The organism is Shinella sp. JR1-6, from assembly GCF_004284735.1.
Taxonomy (GTDB): domain Bacteria; phylum Pseudomonadota; class Alphaproteobacteria; order Rhizobiales; family Rhizobiaceae; genus Shinella.
In genome coordinates, this window is record NZ_SHMI01000002.1 from 471,522 (window position 1) to 495,983 (window position 24,462).

Consider the following 24,462-nt stretch of genomic DNA (forward strand, 5'->3'; position numbering starts at 1 on the left):
AAATTCATATACGCAGGAACGGGGCGTGACAATCCCGGGATGCCGATTTCCGCTTGACGATATGTGAATGATTGGTTTGTATATGAATGAAGCTCTTATCGGTAAGGGCTGGCGAAAAGCCACTGGGAGGAGAAGATGACAAGATTTCTAACCGGCGTTGCTGCCGGTGCCGTGATCTGCGCGTGGGCTGGCTCTGTGCTTGCAGCCGATCTGCCGGGAAAATTCGAAGGCGTGACCGTCGATGCGAAGCTCATCGGCGGCCAGCAGTATGAAGCGCTCTATGCGCGCATCGCCGAATGGGAGAAGGCGACCGGCGCGAAGGTGAACGTTCTTTCGAAGAAGAACCATTTCGAGCTGGACAAGGAGATCAAGTCCGACATCGCGACCGGCAACATCACCTGGTGCGTCGGCTCGAACCACTCGTCCTTCGCCCCGCAGTATCCTGATATCTACACCGATCTTTCGGCGCTTTTGCCGAAGGAGGAGATCGAGGCCTTCGTGCCGGCCAACATCGCGTCCTCGACGCTCGATGGTAAGCTGGTGATGCTGCCGCGCGCGCAATTCGACGTTTCCGCGCTCTACTACCAGAAGAGCCTCTATCAGGACGACGCGAAGAAGGCGGCGTTCAAGGAGAAATACGGCTACGATCTCGCCCCGCCGGACACCTGGCAGCAGGTCACCGACCAGGCCACGTTCTTCTCCAATCCGCCGGATTTCTACGGCACGCAGTACGCCGGCAAGGAAGAGGCGATCAACGGCCGCTTCTATGAAATGCTGGTGGCCGAGGGCGGCGAATATCTTGCCGCCGACGGCAAGCCGGCCTTCAACTCGGAAGCGGGCGTTCGCGCGCTCGACTGGTTCGTCAATCTCTACAAGGCGAAAGCCGTACCGGTCGGCACCACCAACTATCTGTGGGACGATCTCGGCCAGGGCTTTGCGTCAGGCACGATCGCGGTCAACCTCGACTGGCCTGGCTGGGCGAGCTTCTTCAACGACCCGAAGTCGTCGAAAGTCGCCGGCAATGTCGGCGTGAAGGTGCAGCCGGCAGGTTCCTCCGGCAAGCGCACCGGCTGGTCCGGTCACCACGGTTTCTCGGTCACGGAAAGCTGCGCCAACAAGGAAGCCGCCGCCTCGCTTGTCTGGTTCCTCACCAACGAGGACAGCCAGAAGCTGGAATCCTCGGCCGGCCCGCTGCCGACGCGCACGACCGTCTGGGATTACAACATCAAGCAGGCGGAAAGCGACGCGTATCGCAAGGAAGTCCTGACCGCCTTCCAGGAGGCGGCCAAACACGCCTTCGCCGTACCGCAGACGCCGTCCTGGATCGAGATCTCCAACGCCGTCTATCCGGAGCTGCAAGCCGCCATCCTCGGCGACAAGACCTCCAAGGAAGCGCTGGACGCGGCAGCCGAGAAGGCGACGCAGATCCTTGAGGATGCCGGCGCGCTCTGAGGGTGGTTGCCCCTCACCCTAACCCTCTCCAGCCAAGCGGGGAGAGGGGACTTGCCTCGCTTGCGGTCATTGGTTGAGGAAACCGGATCGGCATATCCCCTTCACCCCGCTTGCGGGGAGACGTGGCGCAACCGGATGAGGGGCAACGCCTGTTCGCCATCTCTCCTCCGTCATCGTCGGTGTGCCCCGACCACCCGCTCTCCAAGGCGGTGGGCGGGGCAAACAAACCAACTGGCGGCCGCCCTCAGCGGCCGCTTCTTGAAACGCGGCCGGCACCCGGATGGGATGACCGGTCAGCGCATATCCAAGAGGCACATATGAAAGGCTGGAGGCCACCGGCGCCGTTTCTGCTTCTGCTGCCCGCCATCGTGGTGCTCGCAGCCGTCGTCATCGTCCCGCTCATCCTGTCGCTCTATTCGAGCTTCACGCCCTTCCGGCTGACGCAGCCCGCCTCGCTCTATACGTTCGTCGGCTTGCGCAACTATGCGCGCATTCTGACGGACCTCGAATTCTGGACGGCGTTCGGCCGCACCGTTCTCCTGCTCACCGTCGCGCTCAACGTGGAAATGCTGCTCGGCCTCGGCCTTGCCATGCTGGTGGAGAAGGCGACGAGCGGACAGCGGCTGCTCCGCACCATCATGATGTTCCCCATGATGTTCTCGCCGATCCTCGTCGGCTTCCAGTTCAAGTTCATGTTCAACGACAATATCGGCCTCGTGAACAACGCGCTGCAATCGCTCGGCCTGACGGACCAGGCGATCCCGTGGCTGATCGACGGCTCGCTCGCCTTCACCGCGATCCTGATCGCCGAAATCTGGTCGTCCACCTCGGTCTTCGCCATCCTCATTCTCGCCGGCCTGCTCGCCATGCCGAAGGAGCCGATCGAGGCGGCGCGCGTCGACGGCTGCACGCCCTGGCAGACGTTTCGCTACGTCACCTGGCCCTTCATCATGCCCTTCGCCTATATCGCCATGACCATCCGTTCGCTCGACGTCGCGCGCGCCTATGACATCGTGAAGATCATGACGGACGGCGGCCCGGCCAAGCGCACGGAACTGCTGTGGACGCTGGTCTCGCGCACCGCCTATGCCGATGCCCGCATGGGCCTTGCCAACGCCATGGCCTATGTCGCGATCCTGCTCTCCATCCTCTTCACCGTCTATTTCTTCCGCAAGCTCGCCGCGGCGCGGACGCAGATTGCGGCGGAGTGGTAAGCAAGATGAACGAGAACGCAAAAGCCCGCCTCAACGGCCTTCTCCTGTCCGCCGCACACAAGATCGGCCTGTTCCTGGCCATGACGGTCATCTGCCTGCCGGGCCTCTGGATCGTGCTCGCCTCCTTCCGCCCGACGGTCGAGATCATGGCGAAGCCGCCTGTCTGGATCCCGCAGGACCTCTCTTTCGACGCCTATGTCGCGATGTTTTCCGGCGTCGGGCAGGGCGGCATTCCGGTCATCGACTATTTCCGCAATTCGCTGATCATCTCCGTTACCTCGACGGCGATCGCGCTCGCCATCGGCATGGCCGGCGGCTACGCCTTCGCGCGCTTCCGCTTCAAGGCGAAATCCTCGATCTTCCTCGGCCTGATGCTGACGCGCACGGTGCCGGGCATCGCGCTCTCGCTGCCGCTGTTCTTCGTCTATTCGAAGCTCGGCATCATCGACACGCATTTCGGGCTGATCATGGCCTATGTGGCGCTCAACGTGCCCTTCACGATCTGGTTGATCGACGGCTTCTTCCGCCAGGTGCCGAAAGATCTGGCCGAGGCCGCGCAGATCGACGGCTGCACGCGCTGGCAGGCTTTTTGGCAGGTGGAGTTCCCGCTCGCCGGCCCCGGCATCGCATCGGCCGGCATTTTTGCCTTCCTCACCTCCTGGAACGAGTTCGCACTCGCCTCGCAGCTCACCCGTTCCGTCAATTCCAAGACACTGCCCGTCGGTCTGCTCGATTACACGGCGGAGTTCACCATCGACTGGCGCGGCATGTGTGCGTTGGCAGTGATCATGATCATCCCCGCCCTCGTGCTGACCTTCATCGTGCAGAAGCATCTCGTGTCCGGCCTCACCTCCGGCGCAGTCAAAGGATAGTCCATGGCAACCGTTTCCCTCGAAAAGCTGGTCAAACGCTATGGCGCGGTCGAAGTGGTGCACGGCATCGATTTGGAGGTTGCCGACCGCGAATTCATCGCCCTCGTCGGCCCCTCCGGCTGCGGCAAATCAACGACGCTGCGCATGATCGCAGGGCTGGAGCCGATCTCCGGCGGCAATCTCAGGATCGGCGGCAAGATCGTCAACGACCTGCCGCCGCGTTCGCGTAACCTCGCCATGGTCTTCCAGTCCTACGCGCTCTATCCGCACATGACGGTACGCGAAAACATGGGTTTTTCGCTGAAGATCGCCGGCCAGAAACCGGAGGACATCGCCCCGCAGGTGGAAGAGGCGGCGAAGACGCTAGACCTGACGCATCTTCTCGACCGCCGCCCCTCGCAGCTTTCGGGCGGCCAGCGTCAGCGCGTCGCCATGGGCCGCGCCATCGTGCGCCAGCCGGAAGTGTTTCTGTTCGATGAGCCGCTGTCGAACCTCGACGCGAAGCTGCGCACACAGATGCGTGTCGAGATCAAGAAGCTGCATGCGAAGGTCCAGTCGACGGTGATCTACGTCACCCATGACCAGGTGGAGGCGATGACGCTCGCCGACCGCATCGTCATCATGCGCGATGGCCATATCGAGCAGGTCGGCACCCCCGAGGATGTCTTCCAGCGCCCGCAATCGAAATTCGTCGCCGGCTTCATCGGCTCACCGCCGATGAACCTCAAGGATGCCGAGGTGGTGGACGGCCAGCTCGTCTTCGAAAACGGCGACCGTCTGCCGCTGCCCGCCCGCTTTAAGGAGCGCGTGACGGCCGGCCAGAAGGTCACCTTCGGCTTGCGCCCGGACGATCTCTATCCCGCCGGCCACGGCATCCATTCCGGCGAGGATGCCGACGTGCACCGGCACGACCTGCGCGTCATCCTCACGGAACCGCTCGGCAACGAGACGCTGGTGTTTTCCGCGTTCGGTAGCGCCGAATGGGTCGGCCGCATGCTGAACCCGCGGCGGCTTGCGCCTGGCGAGACGCTGCCGTTCTGCTTCGACCTGTCGCAGGCCCATCTCTTCAACCGCGACAGCGGCCGCACGCTCAGGGGCTGACATGGCAAGGATCGAACGCATTGAGCTGAAAATGGTCGACCTTCGCCCGAAGGTCGAGCGCACCGACGCCATCCAGAGTTTCGTCAGCCAGGAAACGCCGCTCGTCACCATCACCGACAGCGACGGCGCGATCGGCACCGGCTACAGCTACACGATCGGCACCGGCGGCTCCTCCGTCATGCGGCTTCTTGCCGATCATCTCGCGCCGCGCATCCTCGGCCGCGATGCCGATCGGATCGAGGTGATCTGGCACGAACTGGAATTCGCCACCCACGCGACGACCATCGGCGCCATCACCTCGATCGCGCTCGCTGCCGTCGACACCGCGCTGTGGGATCTTCGCGCACGAAAACAGAACCTGCCGCTCTGGAAGCTCGCCGGCGGAGCCAAGGACCGCTGCCCGCTTTACACGACCGAGGGCGGCTGGCTGCATATCCCGGTGGAGGCGCTGGTCGAGGATGCGCTGGACGCCAAGGCGAAGGGTTTTTCCGGCTCGAAGGTAAAGATCGGCAAGCCGCACGGTTCCGAGGATTTTGCGCGTCTTGCGGCGGTGAGGAAAGCGGTCGGCGACGGGTACGAGATCATGACCGACGCCAACCAGGGTTTTACCGTTGACGAGGCGATCCGCCGTGCCGAGCGCCTGCGCGACCTCGATCTGGGCTGGATCGAGGAGCCGCTGCCGGCCGACGACATCGACGGCCATGTCCGCCTCAACCGCGCGACGGCGACGCCGATCGCCATCGGCGAATCTCTCTATTCCATCCGCCATTTCCGCGAATACATGCAGAAGGGCGCCTGCTCGATCGTGCAGGTCGATGCCGGCCGCATCGGCGGCATCACGCCCTGGCTGAAGGTGGCGCATGCGGCGGAAGCCTTCGACATGCCGGTCTGCCCGCACTTCCTGATGGAGCTGCATGTCAGCCTCGCCTGCGCGGTGCAGAACGGCAAATATGTCGAATACATCCCGCAGCTCGACGACATTACCGCCTCGCGCCTTAGGATCGAGAACGGCATGGCGCTTGCGCCCATGACGCCGGGTCTTGGCATCGACTGGGACTGGGATGCGATCCGCAGCCGGTCGATTGCTGAATTCCAGCACGAGATCCGCAAGGGAGCCTGAGACATGCAGCGCATCGGCATGGTGATCGGCGTGAAGCCGGAGACGGTCGAAGAATACAAACGCCTGCACGCGGCCGTCTGGCCGGAGGTGCTGGCGATGATTTCCGCCTGCAACATCCAAAACTATTCGATCTTCCTGAAGGAGCCCGAGAATCTTCTCTTCTCCTTCTTCGAATATCACGGCACGGATTTTTCTGCCGACATGGCAAAGATGGCTGCGGACCCGAAGACGCAGGAATGGTGGGCCGTCTGCATGCCCTGCCAATCGCCGCTGGAGACGCGGAAAGAGGGCGAGTGGTGGGCGGGCATGGAGGAGGTGTTCTTCCATGCGTGAGGTCGTGGTTCACCCCCCTCTGCCCTGCCGGGCATCTCCCCCACAAGGGGGGAGATTGGATGGAGCGGCCTTCCGCCCATCTTCAACGATGCCGCGTGAGCGAGTTTCTTGCCGCCTGCTGATCTCCCCCCCTGTGGGGGAGATGCCCGGCAGGGCAGAGGGGAGTAAGGCGAAGCCTCGTCGTCAGGGAGGCCGCTATGCCCTTTGACCCCCGCACGCTCGCCCAATCCTGGCCGCTACCGGCGAATCCGCGCCCGATCGTCACCTTCGGCGCCGGCTCGATCGTCGGCGACGCGCACTATCCGGCCTATCGCAAGGGCGGCTTTCCGATCGCCGGCCTCTACGATCCGGACCACGACAAGGCGAAGGCGCTGGCTGAAAAATGGGGCGTCGCCGCCTATCGCACCGTCGAGGAAGCCGCGTCCGTCGACAACGCGATCTTCGATCTGGCAACCCCGCCCGCCGCCCATGCGAAGGTGCTGGCGGCCCTGCCGGAGGGCGCGGCGGTACTGATCCAGAAGCCGATGGGTTCCGACCTTGCCGCCGCGACGGAAATCCTGAAAATCTGCCGCGCGAGGAAATTCAAGGCCGCCGTCAATTTCCAGCTCCGCTTCGCGCCGATGATGCTGGCGTTGAAGGACGCCATCGCCAGGGGCCTTCTCGGCGAGGTCGTGGACTTCGACGTCTATCTGGCGCTCGATACGCCCTGGCAGCTCTGGTCCTTCCTCGAAGGCTTGCCGCGCATCGAGATCGCCATGCACTCGATCCACTATCTCGACGTCATCCGGGGAGTGCTGGGCGACCCGCAGGGTGTGCACGCCAAGTCGATCGGCCATCCGAACCACGGCATGGCGCAGACGCGCACAACGGCGATCCTCGACTATGGCGACCGGGTCCGCTGCGCGCTCTCCATCAACCACGACCATAAGTTCGGCCGCAGGCACCAGGCCTGCGCGTTCCGCATCTCTGGCACCGAGGGCGCGGCCTATCTCCAGCTCGGCGTCAATCTCGATTATCCGCGCGGCGAGCCGGATATTCTGGAAATCCATCCGAAAGGCGGCGATGGCTGGGTGCCGGTGCCGTTGGAGGGGACGTGGTTCCCGGATGCGTTCGTCGGCCGCATGGCGAACCTCCAGCGTTTTGTTTCCGGCGAAGATACGGACCTCGTCTCCTCGGTCGAGGATGCCTGGATGACGATGGCGCTCGTCGAGGCGGCCTATGCCTCCAGCGCCGCGCCCGCGACGCCGCTCGCCGCACGGCCCTAGACAGGAAAGCCCATGGAACAGCTCAAATATTTCGAAGAATACGAAATCGGCGAGGGCCGCAAGACGAGCGGGCGCACCATCACCGAGACCGATTTCGTCGTGCATGCCGGACATACCGGCGATTTCTTCCCGCATCACATGGATGCGGAGTTCATGAAGACGCAGCCTTTCGGCCAGCGCATCGCCCACGGCACCATGGTCTTCGCAATCGGCGTCGGGCTGACGGCTGGTGTCATCAACCCCGTTGCTTTTTCCTACGGTTATGATCGCATGCGCTTCATCAAGCCCGTCTTCATCGGCGATACGATCCACACCCGCGTGACGATATCAGGCAAGGAGGACGATCCGAAACGCGCCGGTTTCGGCCGGGTGATCGAGCGTACGGAAGTCGTCAACCAGAAGGGCGAGGTCGTTCTCGCCGCGGACCATATCTATGTCGTCGAGCGCCGTCCGAGCGCCTGACACGTCACAAGGAGCCACCATGTCCCTTTCCCTCAAAGACAAGCGCGTCCTCATCACCGCCGCCGGCCAGGGCATCGGCCGGGCGAGCGCCATCGCCTTCGCCCGCGCGGGCGCAAAGGTCGTCGCGACCGACATCAATGCCGAAGCGCTGGAAAGCCTTGCCGGCGAGGCCGGTATCGAGACCCATGTGCTCGACGTGCTCAGCGAGGACGCCGTGAATCGCGTCGTCTCGGCGACCGGCCCGTTCGACGTGCTCTTCAACTGCGCCGGTTTCGTGCATGCCGGCTCGATCCTCGACATGCCGGACAAGGACCTCGACTTCGCCTTCGATCTCAACGTGCGCGCCATGGTGCGCACCATCCGCGCCGTGTTGCCGGCGATGCTGGAGAAGAAGGACGGCGCGATCATCAACATGGCGTCGGTCGCCTCCAGCGTGAAGGGCGTGCCGAACCGCGCCGCCTACACCATCACCAAGGCGGCGGTCGTCGGGCTCACCAAGTCGGTAGCGGCCGACTACGTCGCGCAAGGCATCCGCTGCAATTGCATCTGCCCCGGCACGGTCGAAAGCCCGTCGCTGCAGGATCGTTTGCGCGCGCAGGGCGACTACGAGGCGGCACGCGCGGCCTTCATAGCCCGCCAGCCGATCGGTCGTATCGGCACGCCGGAGGAGATCGCCGATCTTGCCGTCTACCTCGCCGGCGCCACCTATACGACCGGACAGGCCTACGCCATCGACGGCGGCTGGACCATCTGAGACACGTCTATCATCGCAAGGGCCGCACCCATGACCAAGATCACCAGCCTTCGCTCCATCGACCTGCGCTTCCCCACCTCGCAGAGCCTCGACGGCTCGGACGCGATGAACCCTGACCCGGATTACTCTGCCGCCTATGTGGTGCTCGGCACGGATGCGCCCGGCCTCGAAGGCCACGGCCTCACCTTTACCATCGGCCGTGGCAACGACATCTGCTGCATGGCGATCGAGGCGATGAAACATCTGGTGATCGGTCTCGATCTCGCCTGGGTGCGCGAAAATCCCGGCCGTTTCTGGCGCCATGTGACCAGCGACAGCCAGCTCCGCTGGATCGGCCCGGACAAGGGCGCGATGCATCTGGCAACGGGCGCGGTGGTGAACGCCGTGTGGGACCTCCTGGCCAAACAGGCGGGCAAGCCCGTCTGGCGGCTTGTCGCCGAGATGAGCCCGGAGGAGATCCTCTCCATCGTCGACTTCCGCTATCTGACGGATGCGTTGACGCCGGAGGAGGCGCTTGCCATCCTGAGGAAGGCAGAGGCGGGCAAGGCCGACCGTATCGCGACGCTGGAGAGCGAGGGTTACCCCTGCTACACCACCTCGGCCGGCTGGCTCGGCTATGACGACGAAAAGCTGCGCCGCCTCTGCCAGGAGGCCGTCGATCAGGGGTTCACCCATATCAAGATGAAGGTCGGCCGCGATCTGGAGGACGACAAGCGGCGCCTGCGCATCGCCCGGGAGGTGATCGGCGACGAGCGCACCATGATGATCGACGCCAACCAGATCTGGGAGGTGGGGCAGGCGATCGACTGGGTGTCGGAGCTGAAGCCGTACAAACCCTTCTTCATCGAGGAGCCGACGAGCCCGGACGATGTTGCCGGCCACAAGGCGATCCGTGAGGCCGTTCATCCGGTCAAGGTGGCGACGGGCGAAATGTGCCAGAACCGCATCATCTTCAAACAGATGATCGCCGGCGGCGCGATCGACATCGTGCAGATCGACAGCTGCCGCATGGGCGGGCTTAACGAGGTGCTCGCGGTTCTGCTGATGGCGGCAAAATATGGTCTGCCGGTCTGGCCGCATGCCGGTGGCGTCGGCCTCTGCGAATATGTCCAGCATCTCTCGATGATCGACTATATCGCCGTTTCAGGCACCAAGGATGGTCGCGTGATCGAATATGTCGACCATCTGCACGAGCATTTCATCGATCCCTGCCATATCGAGAATGCTGCCTACATGCCGCCCACGCTGCCGGGCTTTTCGATCGAGATGAAGCCGGAATCGATTGCCGCTTACACGTTCGGCTGACGCGGCCGGGGCGGCCGTCTCCGCCGCCCCGTTCATGATGGAGATCAGGAAACAGGCTTCAGGTCTCCGTCCATCACAAAACGCGGCGTTTCTTCCGGGCGATCATAGACCTGCCAGCGGATGCTGTTCGTGCCGACGTGGAACACTGCGGTTGCCAGCGTGTTCTCGTGGTCCGGGTCGTCCGGCTGTGCGCGATAGATGGGCAGCGGCGATACGGCCTTGTCCCACAGGATGGTACGCGGATCCCGCAGGGTTTCGCCACCTTCGGCGACAAGACGGTCTCCGCGCTGCTGCCGCGCCCCGGACGAGCCGGTGATCACCTGCCGCTCGCCAGCCATACGGGCATGAACCAGATGATTGGAATGGCATTGCGGGCGGTCAAGCGTGATGGCGGAGCATTGCCCATGGGTGAATTCCACGCTGACGAGCCGCGGATCGCCCCTTTGCCCGAGCGTCATGTGAAAGGCACCGGCCCGTTCCGAGGTCTCCAGCAGATGGATGGCCGCATCTATCGACGGGCAGTCCAGCAGGGCGCGCCCGAGCACCATGCGCGGGAGGCCCGTGCCGACACCGCGCGAGCGGATGTTGTTGACGGTCTGAACGAGGCCCGCCGCCGTCACCGCAAAGGTGTGGCCGGGGATCGAGGCCGGATAGACGAAACTGGTGAAGGCCGTGCCGCCCTCGGGGCGGATATGGGCGAGCGCGCAATACCCGCGAAAGCCGGGATCGCCGTCCTCGTTATGGGCGAGCAGCGGTTCGGCGCCGGGTATCTGCACGGTCGTGCAGCCATCCGGCGCGAAGGCCCAGAGGTCGCCGCGGCAATTCCACAGGAAGACGTCGTTGAAGGGAAGATCGAGGCCGAGGGCGAGGCCCTGGAGTTCCGCCCAACAGGTCGGGAAGCGGGCCTCCACCATCCGGCGCATCGCGGCAACGCGCGGATCGGCGCGAAAGGCGAGGACGGAGGCCCAGGCATGGCCGTGCACCAGATGCCGATGGACGATGTCTCGACCGAAACGACCGAGCTGGAGGCCGATTTCCCGCGGCCTGCCGGCAATCTCGATGAAACCCAGCCTGGTGTCAGTGGACATGCTGCAAAAACTCCCGCAGGCGTGGATTTTCCGGATTGGCGAGCAGGTCGGCCGGCTTGCCGTCGACGGAAATCTTGCCGTCCTCCATGAAGATCAGCCGCGTGCCGACCTGGCGGGCAAAGGCCATTTCGTGCGTGACCACGATCATCGTCATGCCTTCTTCGGCAAGCGCCTGCATGACGCGCAGCACCTCGTGGCGCAGCTCCGGGTCGAGGGCGGAGGTCGGTTCATCGAACAGCATCAGCTTCGGCTTGACGGCCAGCGCCCGGGCAATCGCCACGCGCTGCTGCTGTCCGCCCGAAAGCTCGGCCGGGTAGTGATGGCCGCGCTCGGCGAGACCGACTTTGGCGAGCAGCGCCCGCGCCTGTTCCTCGGCCTCGGCGCGGCTGGCGCCGCGCACGCGGCGGGGGCCGAAGGCGACGTTCTCCAGCGCCGTCATCTGCGGGAAGAGGTTGAACTGCTGGAAGACCATGCCGGCCTCCTGGCGAATGAGGCGCACCTGTGAGCGGCCGGCCTTGACGCTGATGTTGTCGACGACGAGATCGCCGCCATTGATTTCCTCCAGCGCGTTGATGCAGCGCAGCAGCGTCGACTTTCCCGAGCCGGACGGGCCGATCAGCACGACCACCTCGCCCTTGTCGATGTTGAGGTCGACCTCGCGCAGCACCACGACGGGGCCGAAGGTCTTCGTGACGTTTCGAAATTCCACGATGCTCACAGGATCCGCATCCTCTTTTCGGTGACGCGCAGGATCAGCGTCAGGGTTCCGGTCATCAGCAGGTAGAGGATCGCCACCGCGCTCCAGATTTCGACCGCGCGAAAATTGGCAGCCATGATCTCCTGGCCCTGGCGGGTGAGTTCGCCGACACCGATGACGATGAACAGCGAGGTGTCCTTGAGGCTGACGATGAACTGGTTGCCGAGCGGCGGGATCATGCGCCGGAAGGCGACGGGGCCGATGATGTAGACCAGCACCTTCCACAGTGGCAGGCCGAGTGCCAGACCGGCCTCCTTCAGGCCCCTGTGCACGGACAGGAAGGAGCCGCGCACGATCTCCGCGATATAGGCGCCCGCATTGACGACGATCGCCGTGACGGCGGCAGTCATCGGGTTGACGCGGATATCGGCGAGAACCGGCAGCGCGAAATAGATGAACATCACCTGCACGACGATCGGCGTGCCGCGGATGAGCTCGATATAAGTAAAGGCGATGGCGTTCAGCAATGCGTTGCCATAGGCGCGCATCAGACCTGCGACGAAGCCGACGACAAGGCCGCCCACAAGGCCGGCGAGGGTGATGAGGATGGTGAGGCGTGCGCCGCTCAACAGGGCGGGCATGGCCTCGCCGATGACGGACCAGTCGAATTCCATGAAGGGCTCCCCAGCGTGAGGAGGGTGCGCCGGCATGCCGGCGCGCCCGGCGAGAGCAGGTTCAGCAAGTGGGCGGGGCGGTTTGCCCGCCGAAACTTGCCGAACGCCGAGACATCAGAGTTTCGGTTCGGTGCCGAACCACTTCTTGTAGATCTCGGTGTAGCGTCCGTCCTTCTTCATATTGGCGAGCGCGGCGTTCACCTTGACGACGAGCTCACTGCCCTTCGGAAAGCCGATGCCGTATTGGTGGGCCATCATCTGCTCGCCGACGGCCTTCACCTTGCCGCCGCCGGCGGTCTTGACGTAGTAGAGCACGTTCGGCGTGTCGTGCATGGCGGCATCGACGCGGCCGGTCTGGAGTTCCAGATAGGCGTTGTCGATGTTCGGGAACTGGCGCAGCTCCGTTTCCTTGAAGTGCTCCTTGGCATAGTCCGTCGCCGACGTGCCGGTCTTGGTGGCAAGGATCTTGCCCTTCAGGTCCTCGGCGCTCTGGACCGTGCTGTCCGCCGGCACCATCAACAGGAAGCCGCTGTCGTAGTAGCCGTCGGAAAAATCGATCGCCTTCTTGCGCTCATCCTTGATGGTGATGCCGGCAAGCGCCACGTCCACCTGCTTGGTCTGGAGAGCGGGAATGATGCCGTTGAAGTCCATCGGCTGCAGCGTGTAGGTAACGCCGATCTCCTTGGCGATGGCATCCCACATGTCGATGTCGAATCCGACATATTTGTCGCCTTCCTTGAACTCGAAGGGCACGAAGGCCGTGTCGGTGGCGACCACCAGGTCTTCGGCATGCACGCCCTGGCCAAAGGCAAGGGCCGATGCGAAGGCGGCAAAGAGAATGGTACGCAGTTTCATGGTTGTTCCCCTTTTGCTTGGTTATGCGTTTGGTAGTGCGCCGATAGCGGCGTCGATTGCGTCGCCCAGCCTTTCGACGATGCGCGTGATGCCCGCGCGCTCGACGATGAAGGGCGGGGCGATCAGGATATGGTCGCCCTGCCGGCCGTCGATCGTGCCGCCCATCGGGTAGACCATCAGGCCGCGCGCCATGGCTTCCTTCTTGATCAGACCGTTGAGCTTCAATTTCGGGTCGAAGGGCCGCTTGCTGATACGATCCGCCACCAGTTCCACCCCGCGGAAAAGACCGCGCCCGCGGATGTCGCCGACATGGTGGTAATTGCCGAGGCGCTCGACGAGCTGGCTTTCCAGTTCGGCGCCCATCGCGACGACATTGGCAAGGAGATTTTCACGCCGGATGACCTGCTGGACGGCAAGCCCGGCGGCAGCGGCCATCGGATGGCCCATATAGGTATGGCCGTGCTGGAAGAAGCCAGAGCCGCTGGCGAAGGCCTCGAAGATCTTTTCCGAAAGCAGGACGGCGCCGACCGGCTGGTAGCCGCCGCCAAGCCCCTTGGCGATGGTCATCAGGTCGGGCGCGACACCATCCTGCTCGCAGGCGTGCAACGTGCCGGTGCGCCCCATGCCGCACATCACCTCGTCGAGGATCAGCAGCACGCCGTAACGGTCGCAGATGGTGCGGATGCGCTTCAGATAGTCGGCGACGGGCGGGACCGCGCCGGCCGTGGCGCCGACGACCGTTTCGGCGACGAAGGCGATGACTTCGTCTGCGCCCAGTTCCAGGATCTTGTCCTCAAGCTGCCGGGCCGCGCGGGCCGCGTAGGCCTCGTCGCTCTCGCCCGTTTCCTGCAGGCGGTAGGCGTAACACGGGTCGATATGGTGGGTTTCGACGAGCAGCGGCTTGAACTGCGCCCGCCGCCACTCGTTGCCGCCCGCCGCGAGCGCCCCGAGCGTGTTGCCGTGATAGCTCTGCCGGCGTGCAATGATGTGACGGCGCTGCGGTTCGCCCTTCTCAACGAAGTACTGCCGCGCCATCTTCAGTGCCGCCTCGACCGCTTCCGAGCCACCGCTGACGAGATAGGCGTGGCTCAAGCCTGCCGGCGCATCAGCGATCAGCAACTCCGCCAGCGCCTCGGCGGCCTCGGAGGTGAAGAAGCCCGTATGGGCATAGGCGAGCCGGTCAAGCTGTTCGTGCAGCGCGGAAAGGACAGCGGGATGGGCGTGGCCGAGGCAGGAGACGGCGGCGCCGCCCGAGGCGTCGATATAGGCCTTGCCCTCGGCGTCGAACAGTTCGATGCCCCTGCCGCCCACGGCGATCGGCATGCGGGAATGGATGGTGCGATGCAGGAGGCGGGTCACGGACGCTTCACCCTTGTCTTGAGATGGATGTTGAGGGCCACCGACTGCCGGTCGACGGCAGCAAGCGCGGCTCCTGCCACATCCCCGGCCTGGCCGGCGACCAACGCGCCGAGCACTTCGGCGACGACGAAGGCAGGCGACATCGTGTGCAGGAACGAGGGGCTTTCGGTCGGCACCACCAGCGTGCAGGTGGCTAGCTGGGCGAGAGGGGCGACGAGGCTGTCGGTGATGGCGATCAGCGGCACGCTCGCCTCGCCGGCGTAGTCGGCGATTTCGATCGTCTGGCGCGTATAGGGCAGAACGCTGACAGCGACCATCACGTCCCCGGCGCTCGCGCTGCCGAGCGCATCGGCGCCGATGCCGCCGATGGCATCCAGCATGATCGAATGTTTTCCCGCGAGCGACAGGATGTAGTGCAGATGCCAGGCCGGCGAATGACTGGAGCGCAGGCCAAGGCAGTAGATGCGTCGCGCTGTGCCGAGCAGGCGGGCGGCCTCCACCAGCATTTCCAGCGATTGCGGCTGCGAGAGCTGGCTGACTTGCGCGGCGATGCCGCCCAGCATGTCGGCCGCCAATACCTGGTCACCCTTGAGCTTCTGGCTTTTCGCCTGTGCGCCGACGCGGCCGGCAAAGCCCGTGACGTCGCCGCGCATGGCATCCGCATGGCGCTGGCGGATATCCTCATAGCCGGCGAGGCCGAGATGTTTGGCAAGCCGCGTCATGGTGGCGGGTTGCACGCCCGCCTGCCTTGCCTGTTCGCGCATGGAGAGCAACGCAACCTCGTGCGGCTGGTTCAGCACATATTGCGCGGCGGCCTGAAGTTGCTCCGACATCGTGTCGAAGGCCTGGACGATCTGATCTGCGAGAGGGCTGGTTTGCATGGCGATCGAATACACCTTTCCAAATCTCTTTGCAACATGTGTTTCATTAATGTAGAATAATGATCCATATGAATCATAGCATGGATGTACGATGACAGATTCTTCCGTACTGCGCCGCGTGGCCATCGCCGTGGCCCCGAACGGCGGCCGCCGCACCAGAGTGGACCATCCTGCTATTCCGCTGACGCCTGCCGAACTGGCGGATACCGCCGCACGCTGCCTGGAGGCGGGTGCCGCGATGATCCACGCCCATGTGCGCCGGCCGGATGGCCGCCATCTCCTTGACGCCGATGCCTACGGGGCGGCGATTGCGGCCGTCCGCGCGGCGGTGGGCGATCGCCTGGTCATCCAGATCACCACGGAAGCGCTCGATCTCTATACGCCAGCGGAGCAGATCGCCGTTCTGAAGGCGGTGAAGCCGGAAGCGGCCTCGCTGGCGTTGCGGGAACTCGTGCCGGATGCGGCTGCCGAACCCGCCTTCGCCGACGTGCTCCTCTGGATGAAACGGGAAAACGTCCTGCCGCAGATCATCCTCTACGAGCCGACGGAGGCGGTGCGCCTCGCCGAAATGATCCGGCGCGGCCTCGTGCCCTGGCCGGATATTCCCGTGCTCTACGTGCTCGGGCGCTACACCGTCTCCCAGACCTCGCAGCCTGCGGACCTGCTGCCTTTCCTGTCACCGGAGACGCCGCGTTTTTCCAACTGGAGCGTCTGCGCCTTCGGTCGCCATGAAGCGGCCTGCGTCACCGCCGCCGCCTTGCTCGGCGGCCATGCCCGCGTCGGCTTCGAGAACAATCTCTTCAGGCCCGACGGCAGCCGCGCGATGTCCAATGCCGATCTTGTCGGCGCGGTCACGCTGGCCCTCGGCCATCTCGGTTGCACACCGTGCACTGCTGACGAAGTGCGCTACGGTCTCGGCACTCCAGCCTGATGTATTTTGTCAGCATTGATGCTCAAGCCTTTGCGATATCGTCAAAAATGTCTTCATAAAAATTGTAGAGGCCGCGATATCTTTGCCGGGCAGTTGAACTCGGCGGCATCCTCTTCGCCCTTGCGCTCTTTGCGGCGCTTGTCCCGGTATGCCGGGCAGCTTGCGAGGGTCGGGAAACTCGCATACGGAAGGAAGGGGACACGTAGGAGGGGTATCATGCAGGATCGAAACACGGCTTTGCAGGAGAGTGTGCGGCTCGACGATCCCGAACGTGCCTACCGTGTCCTGATTGCCGATTTGGTCGGCCTGCGCTTCGATGCCGAAGGGCGCCCCGATTTCAGCGAGGTCGCAGCCTATATCGAAGAAAGAGGCGGCACGTTCCATGACGGGGCCTTCGCCGGCGAGGCCCTACCGCCCGGCATCCACTTCTTCTACCAGCCGGATATCAGCACCGAGGCAGAGATCCTGGCGCAGACCTCACGCGGGCAGTACGATGCGCTCATCGCCGCGGCGACCTTCATTCCGCGGCTGGCGGTCTTTCCCCTCGGCGGGGTGCGCATTGGCGCGGGGACCGGCAATATGGGCTCGCTTTCCTGGGGCGGCGGCAACGGCGAGGGTGGCATCGCGCCGCTGATGAACACGCCGGGCATCAACAGCCGGGCGACGGCGCAGATGGTGATGAAGGCGTTGTTGAAGGTGTCGCCGGATCTGCCGGTCGGCCTCATGCATGAACGCGTTGCGAACGGCGATTTCGACACCGGCCGCGACCTCAAATCCTATCCGACCGCCAAGCTGGAGGGGTGCCGCATGGCGGTCATCGGCTATGGCAACATCGGCCGCGAAGTCGCCAAACTCGCCCGCGCCTTCGGCATGGAGGTGGCCGTTCATGCGCGCGCAAAACATCGCCAGTGGATCGAGGCGGAGGGGTTCGAATATGCATCCTCTCCGACGGATGCGGCGGCGGGGGCTGATGCACTCAGTGTCCATGTCGGCCTCGGACGGCTCGATCCCGTGACACGCGCCTATGCCAATGCCGGCATCATCAACGACGCCGTGCTCTCGGCGATGAGCCGCGGCGCCGTCGTCGTCAACTATGATCGTGGCGAGGTGGTGGATGCCGGGGCGCTCGACCGGGCGCTCGCCTCCGGCCAGGTGCGCCACGCTGCCATCGATGCCGATCTCTTCAAGGATGCGGCAAGCAGCGCACTCAGCGGGCCGATGCTGCCCTATCTGACGCTCGCCGCCCGCCATCCCGGAAAGCTCGAGCTTCTGCCGCATGCGGCAGCCGACACGGACCATCCCTCGCGTGTTGCCGGGGCCTGCCAGGCGGTCGACCAGATCATCGACGTCATCCGCTATCGCCGCATCCGCAACCTCAAGGGCGACCTGCCGGAAGGCTATGTCGACGCGGGGGCGAAGGTGCCGCACGGCATCGGCCGTGTGTCGACCGCGACGCTTGCTGCCGCCGTCGCCGATCGGCGGTTCTCCGAACTTCACGGTGTCTCGCGTGAAATCTTCGATACGCTGGAGGCGATCGTCGAGGCGGTGGACGAGGGCATGACGCACCAGCCGGCGGCCGGCGACGTCGTTGCGCTCACCCATCTGCTTTTGCGCCAGCGGCGGCTTCTCGAAGCCCTCGGGCTGGACGGCCCGGCAGAAGCCTGAAGCCGTACTTTGAGCTGCCTCCTGCTGCGGGCGCCCGATGCTATCGACAATCAGGCGCTGGTCTGCGTTTCTCCGAACCGGCCATAGCGCTGCATGACGGCCACCAGCTCGTCGTGCCTGATGGCATCGATGCGAAACCGGTCATGTGGCGTGCCGCCGCTGTCCTCGGCCGCCAGCATGGCGTTGACCACGGCCTCCTCCACGCTTTCCACCGCCGCCTGGTAGATCGGATCGAGATATTCGTCGTTGACCATGCCGAGGCCGAGCATAAGCGGCGCGCGATGCGCCATCAGCTGCGGATTGGCGGTGGAGAATGCGAGAAAGATATCGCCGGAATTGTTGCCGCCGGGCGTGCCGTTGCGGCCGATGCCGATGGCAGCGCGGCGGGCGAGACGTTTTAGCTGGTGTGGGGCCAGCGGCAGGTCGGTGGCGATGACGACGATGATCGAGCCGCGCTCCTGAAGCTGGCTTTGCGGCGTGTTGTCCTTGATATGTTTTCCGACCGGCACGCCGCAGACCGTCAACCAGTCGCGTTGGCCGTGGTTGGCCTGCACCAGCGTGCCGATGGTGTAATCCCTGTCGCCGAAGGAGACGATACGCGACGCCGTGCCGGTGCCGCCCTTGAAACCGTAGGTGATCATGCCCGTGCCGCCGCCGCAATTTCCTTCCGCGACGGGTCCGAAGGAAAGATTGTTTAGCGCCGCGCGGGCATCGGCTTCCGTCACCGGCATGGCATTGATATCGCTCAGCACGCCGTCATAGGTCTCGGCGACGACGGGCATCAGCCAGAGGAAATCGCCGATCTCGTAGGTCGAGGCGTAGCGCTCCAGCATCCAGCGGATCGTCGCATGATGGGTGATGCCGACGGCGTGGGTGTTGGTGATCATCACCGGGCCCAGAAACGTGCCGCCGTCCTCGATCCAATGGGTGCCGGTCATCTCGCCATTGCCGTTGAAGCGGTGAATGCCGGCATAGACCGGGACGGGCGTTTCGCTCTCGGCATGCGGCAGGATGGCGGTGACGCCGGTGCGCACCGGCAGTTTGCGGCCGGGTCGCGGGGTCTCTTCGACAATGGTCTGGAAGCCGACGGCGATGCCTTCGACGTCGGTGATGGCGTTGAAGGGCCCGGTGCGGCCGGTGAAGGGCAGGCCGAGGGCGCGGGCGCGGGGTTTTACGGTCTGGGTCATGTCATTTCTGCCGGGAACGAAGGTAGAGGCCGAGCGAGGCGACGACGAAGGAGAAGGTCAGCATCATCACGGCGATGGCGTTGATCTCCGGCTTGATGCCGCGCCGGAGCATGGCGAAGATGAACATCGGCAGGGTCGTCACATCGACGCCGGCGATGAAATAGGTGATGACGAGGTCATCCATCGAGATGATGAAGGCAAGCAGCGCGCCGCCGACGATGCCGGGCAGGAGCTGCGGGAACACTACCTTGCGGAAGGTCTTCCATTCGTTGGCGCCGAGATCGGCCGAGGCGTTTTCCAGCGTGCGATCCATGCCGGCGAGCCGGGCGGAGACGACGATGAAGACATAGGAGATCAGGAAGGTGCACTGGCCGATGATGATCGTCTTCATGCCGAGATTGACGCCGGCATTGACGAAGAAGATCAGGAGCGCGATGCCGAGCACGATATCCGGCATCAGCATCGGCATGAACATGACGGTGCGGTAGAAACGCCTGCCGAAAAAGTCGAAGCGGTAGAGGGCGATGGCGATCGCCGTGCCGAGCACGGTGGCGATGGTCGTCGTCGAAGCGGCGATCATCAGGCTGTTCCAGACGGCCTGCACCAGTTGGTCGGTCGATTCGATGTAGAGCGCGTCTTCGGAGATCGTCGTCTTGAAGCCGAGGACCTGGGCGTACCATTCGGTGGTGAAGCCGGTCCAGGTCATCATGTTGATCGGGTTGGCGTTGAACGAATAGACGGCGATCAGCACCAGCGGGATATAGATGAAGGCGAAGAACAGCGCGGTGTAGGCGATCAGGCTGCCGCGGGCGAGGGAGGCGAAAATCTTCATCGAAAACCTCCTCAGCGGCCGGTAGCAGTGTCGAGGTCGCGGCGGCCGGACACGATGACATAGGCGAAGAGCAGGACCAGCATCACGCACATCACCATCATGGCGAGCGCCGAGCCGAAGGGCCAGTTGCGCGCGGCAAGGAACTGCTGCTCGATGAGGTTGCCGAGCATCATCACCTTCGCCCCGCCCAGAATGGCCGGCACGACGAAATTGCCGAGCGCCGGAATGAAGACGATGACCGCTCCGCCGGCGATGCCGGGCGCCGTCAGCGGCAGGATGATGCGCAGGAAGGTGCGGATCGGCCCGGCGCCGAGATCGAGCGAGGCGCGCACCAGCGTCCAGTCGAGTTTTTCGACGCTGGCATAGACAGGCATGAACATGAAGGGGATGAAGACATAGACCATACCGAGCACGATCGCCCCGTCCGTATAGATCAGCTCCAGCGGGCGGGCGACGACGCCGGTGCTCAGCAGTACGGAATTGACGAGGCCGGTCTGGCGGAGAATCAGCACCCAGATGAACAGCCGCACGATGAGGCTGGTGAAGAAGGGCAGGGTGATGAGGAAGAGGCAAAAGTTCTTCCAGCGCTCGGAAAGCCGGCTGATGCAGAAGGCGGCCGGGTAGCAGACGAGGAGCGTGGCGACCACCGTCAGCGCCGCGATCTTCAGCGAGCGCAGGAAGATGGCGATATAGACAGGATCGAAATCCTCGAACATCGGATCGGCAAAGCCGAGGATGCGGCCGTAATTGTGCGGATACCAGATCCATTCCACCCCGCCGTAGAGGCCGGGCGCGAGAAAACTCGTCACGATCATGATGGCGAGCGGGCCGAGGAAGAAGACGGCGAGGAACAGCGAGACCGGCCCGAGCAGCAGGCCGAGCTGGGCGCGGCGACGAGAGGCGATCGACGACATGTCAGGCGGCCTCCGCCGGGATGAGGTGCACCGCCGCGGGATCGTAGGCAAGACGGGCGCGGCGCGATTGCTCGATTTCGCCGACGAGGCTGCGGCGTGCCGCCGGGATTTCTGCGATGACGCGCCGGCCGGTCGCCGTGCGGCCGAACAGCTCGAAGGTGGAGCCGACGAACACGATCTGTTCGAGGTCGACGTCGAGGGCGGGGGCGGTGTCTTCCTGCTGTGCGAGGAAGAACTGTTCGGGGCGGATGAGGGCGGTTGCCGTGCCCGTCGTTTGTGCCCTGGCGTGTGTGATGGAGAGGCCGTCCGTCGTCAGCAATTGTCCGCCGATCGCCTCGCCTTCGAAAAGGTTGCTCGCGCCGACGAAGGTGGCGACAAAGCTGTTCTTCGGCTGGTCGTAGATGGCGCGCGGCGTATCGAGCTGCTGGATGCGCCCGCCCGAGAGCACCGCAACGCGATCCGACATGGTCAGCGCCTCCTGCTGGTCGTGCGTGACGAAGATGAAGGAGATGCCAAGCTCGTGCTGGAGCGTCTTCAGCTCGATCTGCATGGCTTGGCGCAGGTTCTTGTCTAGGGCGGAAAGTGGCTCGTCGAGCAGCAGCAGTTTCGGACGCGCGATGATGGCGCGGGCGAGCGCCACGCGCTGCTGCTGGCCGCCGGAGAGCTGGCGCGGCTTGCGGCCCTCCATGCCCTCAAGGCCGACCATGCGCAACGCCTCGGCAACGCGCTTGGCCCGCTCCGGCCGCGCGACACCGGCCACTTCCAGCGCGTAGCCGGTGTTCTCGCCGACGGTCATATGCGGAAAGAGCGCGTAGTTCTGGAACACCGTGTTGACCGGCCGGCGATAGGGCGGGCGGTCCGTCATGTCCTCGCCGTCGATCAGGATGCGGCCGGAATCGAGTTCCACGAAGCCGCTGATCGCCTGGAGCAGGGTGGTCTTGCCGCAGCCGGACGGGCCGAGCAGCGTCAGGAATTCGTTGCGGCGCACATCAAGGTCGATCGCGTCGAGCGCTGTCACCGTCTGTCCCTCGGGCGTGCCGAAGGCTTTCGCCGCCTTCTCCAGGCGGACTATCGAATCTCGCATCGTCGTTCCCCAAAATGTTATTAAAATAACGCTTGTGCGATTTCGATAGTTGGATACCATTTATCCATTCAAGTCAACGGCCGAAAGAAGCCGGGACAGGAACATCCGGCGCAAAGGAAAACGCCGGGGCCGTGACGGGCCAAACCATCAGAGGAGATCATTCGATGACGAAATTTTACCGCGGCGGCCCATTCGGCCTTGGCAAATGGACGCGCCGCACCGCCTTTTCGCTCGCCGCCCTCGCGGCGACGGCCGGTATGGCGAGCGCCGCCGAACTCAACATCTACAACTGGGGCGAATACATCAATCCGGAGGTTTTGAAGAAGTTCGAGGAGGAGACCCAGATCAAGGTCAACCTCTCGACCTATTCCTCCAACGAGGAGATGCTGGCGAAAATCCAGGGCGGCGCGACGGGCTACGACATCGTCTTCCCCTCCGTGCACATGCACGACATCATGGCCAAGCTGGAGCTTCTGGAAAAGACCGACATCAACACATTCGAGGGCTTCAAGAACATCGATCCCGCCTTCCTGAGGGCGAAAAGCGATCCGAAGGGTGAATATTGCCTGCCCTATGCTTGGGGCTCGGTCGGCATCTTCTATAACCGCACGATCCTCGGCAAGGACGTCACCGGCTGGAAGGACCTGATCGAGACGGTGAAGGCCAAGGGGCTGAAATTCAACCTGCTCGACGACATGCGCGAGGTTCTGGCGGTCGGCCTGATGCTGAACGGCCACAAGATCAACTCCACCGATCCGGCGGAATTGCAACAGGCGGCGGAAACGATCATCGCCATGAAGCCCTATGTCGCGGCCTTCACCTATGACACGCGGCCGATGGTGCAATCCGGCGACGTCGCGGCCGGCCACTTCTTCGTCGGCGCGATGGTCGATGTCTTCGGCGACGAGAAGGATCTTGGCTATGTCATCCCCGAGGAGGGGGCGACGATGTACCAGGAGGATGCCTGCGTCCTGAAGAGCGCGCCGAACAAGGAGAACGCGATCAAATTCCTGCAATTCTACACCCGCCCGGAAATTGCCGCGCTCAACGTCTCGCAGCAGACCAACGGCACGGCCAACGTGCCGGCGCGGCAATTGACCCCGGAAAAGATCAAGAATAGCAAGGAGATCAATCCGCCCGCCGAGACCATGGCGCGTCTCCAGATTTTTGAGGACCTGGGCCCGGCGCTCCGCCAGCTCGACCGGGTCTGGACGCGGGTGAAGACGGCGCAGTGACCATGCGCGATCCCCGCCCGCCTTTTCGGCGGGCGGGATTTTTGGGAGAGGGCGACGTGTCGAAACGCATTCTGAAGCTCGTTCAGTCCGACGATCTCAGGCGGTCCAAATCCGACAAGCTGATCGCCCACTATATCGAGCGCAACATCGCCGATCTCCCCTTCGAGACCGCGCGCTCGATCGCCCAGCGGCTTCAGGTCTCGCCGATGACCATCGGCCGGTATCTGCGCCGCATGGGCTTTGACGGCCTCGACGAGTTGAAGAGCGAACTGCGCCGCGGCGGTTCCAATCCGGCCTGGGAAGTCAAGGCCCAAGTCGCTTCGCTGGAACAGGACCGCAAGGAGGGAAAGCTCCTCGCCGGCCTCATCCAGCAGCAGATCGACAATCTCGGCCAGATCTATGCGATTACCAGCGCACCGGAATGGCAGCAGACGATCGACGCGTTGATCGGCGCAAGCGAGGTCTATGTCGCCGCCTATCAGAACGTGCGCGGCATCGCGCAATATTTCGCCAGCCAGCTTTCCTATACGCGCCCGCGCGTGCAGTTCGTCGATGGTCTCAACGGCACCTATGCGGAATTGCTCGATGGTTCCGTCGAGGGAAGGGTGCTGTTCCTGCACGATGTGCGCCGCTTTGCCGCCAAGGCCCGGCCGCTGGCGCTGGAGGCCCGGCGGGCCGGCGTCAAGGTCGTGCTGCTAACCGACGAATTCTGCCCCTGGGGGCCGGATGTTTCCGATATCTGCCTCGTCGTGCCGGGCTCGCACGGGCCGCTCTGGGATGGCGCAGCCACCATGACCGCCGTCATGGACCTCATGCTCAGCAATATCATTGTGCTCATGGGCGAAGCCGTGAGCGAGCGCGTCGATACGCTTACCCGCCTCCAGGACATCTTCGGAGATTTCGAGAGCTGAGCGCCTTGACGCTGCCGAGCGCGGCGGATTAAGGATGGATCGACGGTTTCCCGAGGGATGACTCCCAGGGGATTAATAGGGAACACGGTGCGGACGACCCAACAGGGACCCATTCCGTGGCTGCCCCCGCAACTGTAGGCGGATTGCCGCCTGTCCTCGGACGCGTTTTCGCGTCATGCCACTGCGGTTTTTCCGCGGGAAGGCAGACAGGCAGCAGATATCCGTGAGCCAGGAGACCTGCCGTCGTCGAGAAAAATCCAAGTCACGGGCG

The 24,462-nt window shown here is 63.9% G+C and carries 23 protein-coding genes, 1 pseudogene and 1 riboswitch; of the genes and pseudogenes, 14 read left to right on the top strand and 10 right to left on the bottom strand.

Annotated elements, in window-relative coordinates:
* Positions 1-135 precede the first annotated feature (135 nt).
* From EXZ48_RS04820 to EXZ48_RS04870, 10 genes are all read left to right on the top strand, one after another.
* Positions 136-1,452, top strand: a complete 1,317-nt coding sequence (locus EXZ48_RS04820; protein ID WP_130514505.1) for a sugar ABC transporter substrate-binding protein — start codon at positions 136-138, stop codon at positions 1,450-1,452.
* Between the two features lie 317 nt (positions 1,453-1,769).
* Positions 1,770-2,666: a carbohydrate ABC transporter permease gene (locus EXZ48_RS04825; RefSeq protein WP_130514506.1), complete on the top strand. Its 897-nt coding sequence runs from the start codon at positions 1,770-1,772 to the stop codon at positions 2,664-2,666.
* Positions 2,667-2,671: 5 nt separating this feature from the next.
* A complete protein-coding gene (locus EXZ48_RS04830; RefSeq protein WP_050744905.1) occupies positions 2,672-3,538 on the top strand; it encodes a carbohydrate ABC transporter permease in 867 nt (288 codons plus the stop codon).
* Positions 3,539-3,541: 3 nt separating this feature from the next.
* Positions 3,542-4,639 (top strand): ABC transporter ATP-binding protein, encoded by a 1,098-nt coding sequence (locus EXZ48_RS04835; protein ID WP_130514507.1) that lies wholly within the window; start codon positions 3,542-3,544, stop codon positions 4,637-4,639.
* Between the two features lies 1 nt (position 4,640).
* A complete protein-coding gene (locus tag EXZ48_RS04840; protein ID WP_130514508.1) occupies positions 4,641-5,759 on the top strand; it encodes a mandelate racemase/muconate lactonizing enzyme family protein in 1,119 nt (372 codons plus the stop codon).
* Positions 5,760-5,762: 3 nt separating this feature from the next.
* The gene (locus tag EXZ48_RS04845) at positions 5,763-6,092 is read left to right on the top strand and encodes an L-rhamnose mutarotase (protein WP_130514509.1); all 330 of its coding nucleotides are present in this window, start codon (positions 5,763-5,765) and stop codon (positions 6,090-6,092) included.
* Between the two features lie 197 nt (positions 6,093-6,289).
* Positions 6,290-7,357, top strand: coding sequence for a Gfo/Idh/MocA family protein (locus EXZ48_RS04855; protein ID WP_130514510.1), 1,068 nt, complete (start codon positions 6,290-6,292; stop codon positions 7,355-7,357).
* Between the two features lie 12 nt (positions 7,358-7,369).
* Positions 7,370-7,819 carry a MaoC/PaaZ C-terminal domain-containing protein gene (locus EXZ48_RS04860; protein WP_130514511.1) on the top strand — a complete coding sequence of 150 codons (450 nt, stop codon included), beginning with the start codon at positions 7,370-7,372 and terminating at the stop codon, positions 7,817-7,819.
* Positions 7,820-7,838: 19 nt separating this feature from the next.
* Complete coding sequence (locus EXZ48_RS04865; RefSeq protein ID WP_130514512.1) at positions 7,839-8,573, top strand: SDR family oxidoreductase; 735 nt, start codon at positions 7,839-7,841, stop codon at positions 8,571-8,573.
* 30 nt (positions 8,574-8,603) lie between these two features.
* The gene (locus tag EXZ48_RS04870) at positions 8,604-9,878 is read left to right on the top strand and encodes an L-fuconate dehydratase (protein ID WP_130514513.1); all 1,275 of its coding nucleotides are present in this window, start codon (positions 8,604-8,606) and stop codon (positions 9,876-9,878) included.
* A gap of 44 nt (positions 9,879-9,922) precedes the next feature.
* Here the strand turns inward: EXZ48_RS04870 and EXZ48_RS04875 are convergent, their stop codons facing one another.
* The 6 genes from EXZ48_RS04875 to EXZ48_RS04900 all read right to left on the bottom strand — a co-directional run bounded on the left by EXZ48_RS04875 (position 9,923) and on the right by EXZ48_RS04900 (position 15,432).
* On the bottom strand, positions 9,923-10,966 hold the full coding sequence (locus EXZ48_RS04875; RefSeq protein ID WP_130514514.1) for a C45 family peptidase: 1,044 nt from the start codon (positions 10,964-10,966) through the stop codon (positions 9,923-9,925).
* The gene (gene glnQ, locus EXZ48_RS04880) at positions 10,956-11,684 is read right to left on the bottom strand and encodes a glutamine ABC transporter ATP-binding protein GlnQ (protein ID WP_130514515.1); all 729 of its coding nucleotides are present in this window, start codon (positions 11,682-11,684) and stop codon (positions 10,956-10,958) included. The genes EXZ48_RS04875 and glnQ overlap by 11 nt, the downstream gene beginning before the upstream one ends.
* Positions 11,681-12,337 (bottom strand): glutamine ABC transporter permease GlnP, encoded by a 657-nt coding sequence (gene glnP / locus EXZ48_RS04885; RefSeq protein WP_023515215.1) that lies wholly within the window; start codon positions 12,335-12,337, stop codon positions 11,681-11,683. The genes glnQ and glnP overlap by 4 nt, the downstream gene beginning before the upstream one ends.
* Positions 12,338-12,451: 114 nt before the next feature.
* On the bottom strand, positions 12,452-13,192 hold the full coding sequence (gene glnH, locus EXZ48_RS04890; protein ID WP_023515216.1) for a glutamine ABC transporter substrate-binding protein GlnH: 741 nt from the start codon (positions 13,190-13,192) through the stop codon (positions 12,452-12,454).
* Between the two features lie 21 nt (positions 13,193-13,213).
* A complete protein-coding gene (locus tag EXZ48_RS04895; RefSeq protein WP_130514516.1) occupies positions 13,214-14,551 on the bottom strand; it encodes an aspartate aminotransferase family protein in 1,338 nt (445 codons plus the stop codon).
* A complete protein-coding gene (locus tag EXZ48_RS04900; RefSeq protein WP_130514517.1) occupies positions 14,548-15,432 on the bottom strand; it encodes a MurR/RpiR family transcriptional regulator in 885 nt (294 codons plus the stop codon). Before EXZ48_RS04900 ends, EXZ48_RS04895 begins: the two co-directional genes overlap by 4 nt.
* A gap of 91 nt (positions 15,433-15,523) precedes the next feature.
* On the opposite strand from EXZ48_RS04900, the gene EXZ48_RS04905 reads away from it, so the two are divergent.
* Together EXZ48_RS04905 and EXZ48_RS04910 are read left to right on the top strand one after the other, a co-directional pair.
* A complete protein-coding gene (locus EXZ48_RS04905; protein WP_130514518.1) occupies positions 15,524-16,363 on the top strand; it encodes a 3-keto-5-aminohexanoate cleavage protein in 840 nt (279 codons plus the stop codon).
* A 249-nt stretch (positions 16,364-16,612) separates the two neighbouring features.
* Positions 16,613-18,028 (top strand): annotated as a pseudogene (locus tag EXZ48_RS04910) (NAD(P)-dependent oxidoreductase); the annotation flags it as partial.
* A gap of 50 nt (positions 18,029-18,078) precedes the next feature.
* Here the strand turns inward: EXZ48_RS04910 and EXZ48_RS04915 are convergent.
* The 4 genes from EXZ48_RS04915 to EXZ48_RS04930 are packed head-to-tail and all read right to left on the bottom strand — an operon-like array spanning position 18,079 to position 22,045.
* A complete protein-coding gene (locus tag EXZ48_RS04915) occupies positions 18,079-19,215 on the bottom strand; it encodes a P1 family peptidase (RefSeq protein WP_130514520.1) in 1,137 nt (378 codons plus the stop codon).
* A 1-nt stretch (position 19,216) separates the two neighbouring features.
* Positions 19,217-20,047, bottom strand: coding sequence for an ABC transporter permease (locus tag EXZ48_RS04920; protein WP_130514521.1), 831 nt, complete (start codon positions 20,045-20,047; stop codon positions 19,217-19,219).
* Between the two features lie 11 nt (positions 20,048-20,058).
* Positions 20,059-20,961: an ABC transporter permease gene (locus tag EXZ48_RS04925; RefSeq protein ID WP_130514522.1), complete on the bottom strand. Its 903-nt coding sequence runs from the start codon at positions 20,959-20,961 to the stop codon at positions 20,059-20,061.
* 1 nt (position 20,962) lies between these two features.
* Positions 20,963-22,045: an ABC transporter ATP-binding protein gene (locus EXZ48_RS04930; protein ID WP_130514523.1), complete on the bottom strand. Its 1,083-nt coding sequence runs from the start codon at positions 22,043-22,045 to the stop codon at positions 20,963-20,965.
* Positions 22,046-22,209: 164 nt separating this feature from the next.
* Between EXZ48_RS04930 and EXZ48_RS04935 the strand changes: the two genes are divergently transcribed.
* Entirely contained in the window at positions 22,210-23,280 is a 1,071-nt protein-coding gene (locus EXZ48_RS04935) for a spermidine/putrescine ABC transporter substrate-binding protein (RefSeq protein WP_371687638.1), read from the top strand.
* Between the two features lie 56 nt (positions 23,281-23,336).
* Entirely contained in the window at positions 23,337-24,191 is an 855-nt protein-coding gene (locus tag EXZ48_RS04940) for a MurR/RpiR family transcriptional regulator (protein ID WP_130514525.1), read from the top strand.
* A 26-nt stretch (positions 24,192-24,217) separates the two neighbouring features.
* A riboswitch (cobalamin riboswitch) is annotated at positions 24,218-24,451 on the top strand.
* Positions 24,452-24,462: the final 11 nt, after the last annotated feature.

What these genes read in the sequence shown, in the direction of transcription:
- EXZ48_RS04875 (WP_130514514.1), bottom strand. Translation starts at nt 10,966, where the DNA reads ATGTCCACTGACACCAGGCTGGGTTTCATCGAGATTGCCGGCAGGCCG.
- EXZ48_RS04860 (WP_130514511.1), top strand. Translation starts at nt 7,370, where the DNA reads ATGGAACAGCTCAAATATTTCGAAGAATACGAAATCGGCGAGGGCCGC.
- EXZ48_RS04930 (WP_130514523.1), bottom strand. Translation starts at nt 22,045, where the DNA reads ATGCGAGATTCGATAGTCCGCCTGGAGAAGGCGGCGAAAGCCTTCGGC.
- EXZ48_RS04825 (WP_130514506.1), top strand. Translation starts at nt 1,770, where the DNA reads ATGAAAGGCTGGAGGCCACCGGCGCCGTTTCTGCTTCTGCTGCCCGCC.
- EXZ48_RS04855 (WP_130514510.1), top strand. Translation starts at nt 6,290, where the DNA reads ATGCCCTTTGACCCCCGCACGCTCGCCCAATCCTGGCCGCTACCGGCG.
- EXZ48_RS04915 (WP_130514520.1), bottom strand. Translation starts at nt 19,215, where the DNA reads ATGACCCAGACCGTAAAACCCCGCGCCCGCGCCCTCGGCCTGCCCTTC.
- EXZ48_RS04845 (WP_130514509.1), top strand. Translation starts at nt 5,763, where the DNA reads ATGCAGCGCATCGGCATGGTGATCGGCGTGAAGCCGGAGACGGTCGAA.
- EXZ48_RS04830 (WP_050744905.1), top strand. Translation starts at nt 2,672, where the DNA reads ATGAACGAGAACGCAAAAGCCCGCCTCAACGGCCTTCTCCTGTCCGCC.
- glnH (WP_023515216.1), bottom strand. Translation starts at nt 13,192, where the DNA reads ATGAAACTGCGTACCATTCTCTTTGCCGCCTTCGCATCGGCCCTTGCC.
- EXZ48_RS04920 (WP_130514521.1), bottom strand. Translation starts at nt 20,047, where the DNA reads ATGAAGATTTTCGCCTCCCTCGCCCGCGGCAGCCTGATCGCCTACACC.
- EXZ48_RS04870 (WP_130514513.1), top strand. Translation starts at nt 8,604, where the DNA reads ATGACCAAGATCACCAGCCTTCGCTCCATCGACCTGCGCTTCCCCACC.
- EXZ48_RS04835 (WP_130514507.1), top strand. Translation starts at nt 3,542, where the DNA reads ATGGCAACCGTTTCCCTCGAAAAGCTGGTCAAACGCTATGGCGCGGTC.
- EXZ48_RS04865 (WP_130514512.1), top strand. Translation starts at nt 7,839, where the DNA reads ATGTCCCTTTCCCTCAAAGACAAGCGCGTCCTCATCACCGCCGCCGGC.
- EXZ48_RS04820 (WP_130514505.1), top strand. Translation starts at nt 136, where the DNA reads ATGACAAGATTTCTAACCGGCGTTGCTGCCGGTGCCGTGATCTGCGCG.
- glnP (WP_023515215.1), bottom strand. Translation starts at nt 12,337, where the DNA reads ATGGAATTCGACTGGTCCGTCATCGGCGAGGCCATGCCCGCCCTGTTG.
- EXZ48_RS04925 (WP_130514522.1), bottom strand. Translation starts at nt 20,961, where the DNA reads ATGTCGTCGATCGCCTCTCGTCGCCGCGCCCAGCTCGGCCTGCTGCTC.
- EXZ48_RS04905 (WP_130514518.1), top strand. Translation starts at nt 15,524, where the DNA reads ATGACAGATTCTTCCGTACTGCGCCGCGTGGCCATCGCCGTGGCCCCG.
- EXZ48_RS04840 (WP_130514508.1), top strand. Translation starts at nt 4,641, where the DNA reads ATGGCAAGGATCGAACGCATTGAGCTGAAAATGGTCGACCTTCGCCCG.
- EXZ48_RS04900 (WP_130514517.1), bottom strand. Translation starts at nt 15,432, where the DNA reads ATGCAAACCAGCCCTCTCGCAGATCAGATCGTCCAGGCCTTCGACACG.
- EXZ48_RS04935 (WP_371687638.1), top strand. Translation starts at nt 22,210, where the DNA reads ATGACGAAATTTTACCGCGGCGGCCCATTCGGCCTTGGCAAATGGACG.